The organism is Funiculus sociatus GB2-C1 (assembly GCF_039962115.1).
GTDB lineage: Bacteria > Cyanobacteriota > Cyanobacteriia > Cyanobacteriales > FACHB-T130 > Funiculus > Funiculus sociatus.
This window is the reverse complement of record NZ_JAMPKJ010000131.1, coordinates 1-4248: the sequence shown is the minus strand read 5'-3', so window position 1 is coordinate 4248 and position 4248 is coordinate 1. Positions and strand designations below refer to the sequence as shown.

Genomic DNA, 4248 nt, shown 5'->3' with positions numbered 1-4248 from the left:
CGTTTGGTAAGAAAAACTCTTTCGTTCTCTAAAAAACTCTCCAATCATATAGGAGCTATTTGGTATTTTATTCATGAATATAACGCCAGTTTATCTATAGAATGAAAAACTGGCGTTATCATTACTATGCAGGACTACCAGAGGTCTGATATATCGCTCCGCTCAGGGAAGTATTATTGGCCCCTATCGACAATTGAGCAGATGGACTCCTAAAAACTTACCAGGTGGAGGCAATTCGCGTTGGAATCAACGTAATGCTCATCATATTCTGGAAGCGAAGCACGCTAGAGCTTGGGGATTAAATGAAAGTGATCTTCCAGCAGTTAATTTATCCAGAAGAGATCATGACAGATATCACGATCTACTTAGAAATGAATTTAAAACTGTTTCGAGGCGTAATCAAGGTCAACCTTTATCCAAATTACAAGTAAAGCAAGTATATCAGAGAGTTTATCAAGCTCATCCTGACTGGTTAGATGCAATTGAACCATTTTTTGGCAATTAAATAGCCTAACGCCTAAAGGCGGGGCTACGCAAACAAAGCCTGCCTACGCAGGCTAAATACTTACAGCCCGCCTTTGCGCGCTTGGTTCGTGTAGCTCCACCCTGAAGGGTGAGGGCATTCTTATCAATAGGGAAAATGCACAAAAATTTTACACAGTTGTATCTACATTTTGTTTGGGGAACTTGGGATAGATTGCCACTCGTTACACCAGACATTCAAGAGGTAATTTATGCAGCAATTGTTAGTCAGTGTCATTAATTAGGATGCAAGGTAGTTGCTATCGGCGGCGTAGCCGATCATGTTCATCTATTAACTAATTTTCCGCCTACTTTGACTGTATCTGAGCTAATCGGCAAAGCCAAAGGTAGTTCTTCCCATCTGATTACCCATGAAATCAAACCCCAAGAGTTTTTTAAATGGCAAGGTGGTTACGGTGCATTTACAGTTAGTCGCCACAACATCGATCAAATAGCTGAATACATCCGCAACCAAGCAATCCACCATGACCAAAAATCCCTCATCCTCGATTGGGAAATCACCTAACTCCAAATAGCCTGCGAAGGCAGGCTTCGTTCGCGTAGCCGCGAGTTTACTCGTTCTCGTTCGGCTCGTTACATTTTACTCAACGCTACCACCGCATTCTGTCCTCCGAAACCAAAGCTAAAACAAAGCACCCGCCGAATCTCAGCCGGACGCGAGACTGTAACTAAATTCAAATCAAAATCTGATTCTTTCAACCCGACACACGGCGGTAAAATTTGATGCTGCAATGCCATCAGGCTAAAAGCTGCACCCAAGGCTCCTGATGCTCCCAGTGTATGTCCTGTGGCTCCCTTGGTGGAACTAACTGGAACTGCTTGGGGAAACAACTTCCTAATTAGCTGTGCTTCGTTGTGGTCATTTAGCTGGGTAGCTGTACCGTGGGCGTGAATGTAATCGATGTCAGATGGGGAAAGGTGGCTGCGTTCTAAACATTGTTTGATAGCCGCGATCGCGCTTTTCCCTCCCGGCTCCGGCGCACTAGCATGATAAGCATCTGCTGTCAAGCCAAATTCCAGCACTTGACCATAAATTCGTGCTGACCGTCGCTTTGCTAAATCCGCTGATTCAAGTACCAACACAGCAGCCCCTTCTCCCAAAACCAATCCTTCCCGGTGTCGGTCGAAAGGATAAGCGCCAGATTGGGCTAAAGCACCCATCTGCTTAAATCCAGCCAGGGTCAATGGTGTAATTGGGGCTTCCACCGCCCCAGCAATGACTTGCTGACACTGCCCAGATTTTATCAAGTGAAAGCCTTGCGCGATCGCCCAAATTCCAGTTGCACAAGCCGCCATTGGTGCCAATACCGCGCCTGTTGCCCCGATAGACCTTGCGGATGCGATCGCATTCATATGCGGCAGCGCCTCCAACCATTGCTTTCCTAGCCCCCCCTGATCACGGGGGGATTGGGGGGGATCTGCCCGATAAAACTCCCGCGCCAATTTCTCCCAAGATGCCTGATGAGAGCGACTAGAACCGATTACCACGCCACAATCAGGCAAAGGTGCAACCAAAGCAGCATCTTGCAACGCCGCAGCGACAACCAGCCCAGTCAAAGTTTCTAACTGGACTGGTTGTTTGCCTATCAGCGCCAAGGGACGCGGGGAAAGTTCCCCAAAAGGTTGATGCAGCTGAATACCAGATTTACCCGATATTAGCTGTTGCCAGCTGGACTCCAAGCTTGTACCCAAAGCTGAAATCAAACCAATTCCAGTGACAACAACTTCCACCATTCAAAAAGCTATTAGCTATTAGCCATTAGCTATTTTTTCAGGTTTTCGGCACCCTTGGTTACTTTAGCTGATTCAATGCGATCGCCTTGCTGAATCTTGTCAACCACATCCATCCCTTGAGTGACGTTCCCAAATACAGCATAGTCGCCATCCAGAAATGGTAAATCGGCTAAAGCGAAGTAAAACTGTGACGAAGCTGAGTCAGGCATAGATGAACGAGCCATAGCCACAGCACCGCGAGTATGGCGCAATTCTGGTACAGCTGAAACCCTTGCACTCTTTAGTGTTTGACCGATGACGGGCTTATCTGCCCCTTTCGGCGTGATTTCCAAAGGAAGGTAACGCGCTTGATTCGTTGTTGGATCGATAAAACTACCCGTTCCCAGCCGTTCTGTTGGGAAATTAGGGTCTTTACCTTGTGGGTCGCCACCTTGGACGACAAAGGGTTGCGGTTCCCGTACTACCCGGTGAAACACCAGACCATCGTAGACACCGCGCTGGACTAAATCTACAAAATTCCCCGCTGTAACTGGGGCCTTAGTTCCATCGACTTCAATCGTAATCGGCGAGCCATTAACCGTCATAACAACGGTGGCTTTACCTTCTAGGCGGGGCAAATTGCTCATTGGACTACTCGCTGTAGTGGCAGGTGTGGTGGTCGTTTCAGTCGCTAAATTGGTGGAGTCCGAGGAAGCAGCCTGTGGTGTGGCACATCCTCCTAATATCAGTCCCCCAATCATAAACAGTGATATTAACCAGTGACGAAGTTGTATCTGCATTTTCACTTCCCCTAATTGTGTAGCCGGAGCTACTGAATCATCTTATGCAGATATGGGTTAGCTCAACCAAGATATTTACAGACCTTCGATTGGCACTTCTAAGAAACGAGCCAGCTCTGCTCCCTGATTTTCCAGAGCTGACAGGGATATCGGTTCACCTACTCTGGTCAGAGTAATATCTCGGCGTCCCTTGACGCGCAAATAAATTGCTCGACGGGGGTTAAGTCCTTCTTTAATCTCCACTCGAACTGCTTGCACGTCTTGTGTCCGACAGGTGATTTCAATCTGGCGGTTTTTCCCTGGAAAGCCCCACCGGAAGATCCGAACGAATTCTGTCTCTTGATTAAACTCGTTGTAACCGCCGCCTACGTCCAAAATGATGACTAGCCACAGGTAGATCGCTAGGAGCAAACCGCAGATGCCGTAGAAACCCATCGCTACTCCTTGGGGGATGAAAGTTAGCTGGGTGGGGTCAGCAAAGGGCAGCAGATTCACTTTCAGGTAGCTAGAAATTCCAGCCAGCAGGAAGCCAGTAGCTCCTACGGAGACTACGGTTGCCCACCAGTAGTTACTCAAGCGGCGAGAGCCTAAAACTTTTTGACGGAGAACGCGGGAAGGAGTGGTTGTTGTCGGTGCAGTCATGAAATAAAGCTCCAAACAGAGCCAGAGTTGTCAAGGCAAGATTTTTAAGATCGGTCTGATTCAGATTATCCAGCGAAAACAGGGATTTATGCTATTGATGCGAATAATTTGACTTTGGCAGGGATTAATGAGAATTACGTGTCAGATTGTAAAAATTCTGATATTTTTTTATCATAGAGAACACGCGCTCATACCCCAACGATTTAGTCTTGGAGGAAAAAGCGCATAATTGCCAAACAACAGTAGCCTGAAACCTGACAACAGGGCAACAGGTTAGTCAAAGTTGACACGCTGGGAAATAAAGCTAGTTTGTCTATTGAAGACAGACACTAGACAAAATTCTCTATAAAAGCCCAATGCGCTCTGGCGTGGGCGGTGTCAAAAAAAAATGTTAATTCCTCCGAGTTGAAGCAATAGTAAGAGGATTTGAAATGACAATTGCAGTCGGACGCGCTACTAACGAACGGGGTTGGTTTGACTCCGTAGACGACTGGCTAAAGCGCGATCGCTTCGTCTTCGTCGGCTGGTCAGGTTTGCTACTGTTTCCCTG

The 4248-nt window shown here is 47.2% G+C and carries 4 protein-coding genes and 3 pseudogenes; 4 read left to right on the top strand and 3 right to left on the bottom strand.

The window, feature by feature from the left end:
* The 3 genes and pseudogenes from NDI42_RS28665 to tnpA all read left to right on the top strand — a co-directional run.
* A pseudogene (locus NDI42_RS28665) lies at positions 1–105 on the top strand (IS1 family transposase); the annotation flags it as partial.
* A gap of 88 nt (positions 106–193) precedes the next feature.
* Positions 194–505 carry a hypothetical protein gene (locus tag NDI42_RS28660; RefSeq protein ID WP_348231892.1) on the top strand — a complete coding sequence of 104 codons (312 nt, stop codon included), beginning with the start codon at positions 194–196 and terminating at the stop codon, positions 503–505.
* 135 nt (positions 506–640) lie between these two features.
* A pseudogene (tnpA, locus tag NDI42_RS28655) lies at positions 641–1048 on the top strand (IS200/IS605 family transposase).
* A gap of 68 nt (positions 1049–1116) precedes the next feature.
* Here tnpA and NDI42_RS28650 read toward each other — a convergent pair.
* From NDI42_RS28650 to NDI42_RS28640, 3 genes are all read right to left on the bottom strand, one after another.
* Positions 1117–2277: a beta-ketoacyl-ACP synthase gene (locus NDI42_RS28650; protein WP_190450902.1), complete on the bottom strand. Its 1161-nt coding sequence runs from the start codon at positions 2275–2277 to the stop codon at positions 1117–1119.
* A gap of 29 nt (positions 2278–2306) precedes the next feature.
* Complete coding sequence (locus NDI42_RS28645) at positions 2307–3056, bottom strand: peptidylprolyl isomerase (protein ID WP_190450900.1); 750 nt, start codon at positions 3054–3056, stop codon at positions 2307–2309.
* 75 nt (positions 3057–3131) lie between these two features.
* Positions 3132–3698 (bottom strand): photosystem I assembly protein Ycf4, encoded by a 567-nt coding sequence (locus NDI42_RS28640; RefSeq protein ID WP_190450898.1) that lies wholly within the window; start codon positions 3696–3698, stop codon positions 3132–3134.
* A gap of 431 nt (positions 3699–4129) precedes the next feature.
* Here NDI42_RS28640 and NDI42_RS28635 point away from each other — a divergent pair.
* Positions 4130–4248: pseudogene (locus NDI42_RS28635) on the top strand (photosystem II D2 protein (photosystem q(a) protein)); the annotation flags it as partial.

What these genes read in the sequence shown, in the direction of transcription:
- NDI42_RS28650 (WP_190450902.1), bottom strand. Translation starts at nt 2,277, where the DNA reads ATGGTGGAAGTTGTTGTCACTGGAATTGGTTTGATTTCAGCTTTGGGT.
- NDI42_RS28645 (WP_190450900.1), bottom strand. Translation starts at nt 3,056, where the DNA reads ATGCAGATACAACTTCGTCACTGGTTAATATCACTGTTTATGATTGGG.
- NDI42_RS28640 (WP_190450898.1), bottom strand. Translation starts at nt 3,698, where the DNA reads ATGACTGCACCGACAACAACCACTCCTTCCCGCGTTCTCCGTCAAAAA.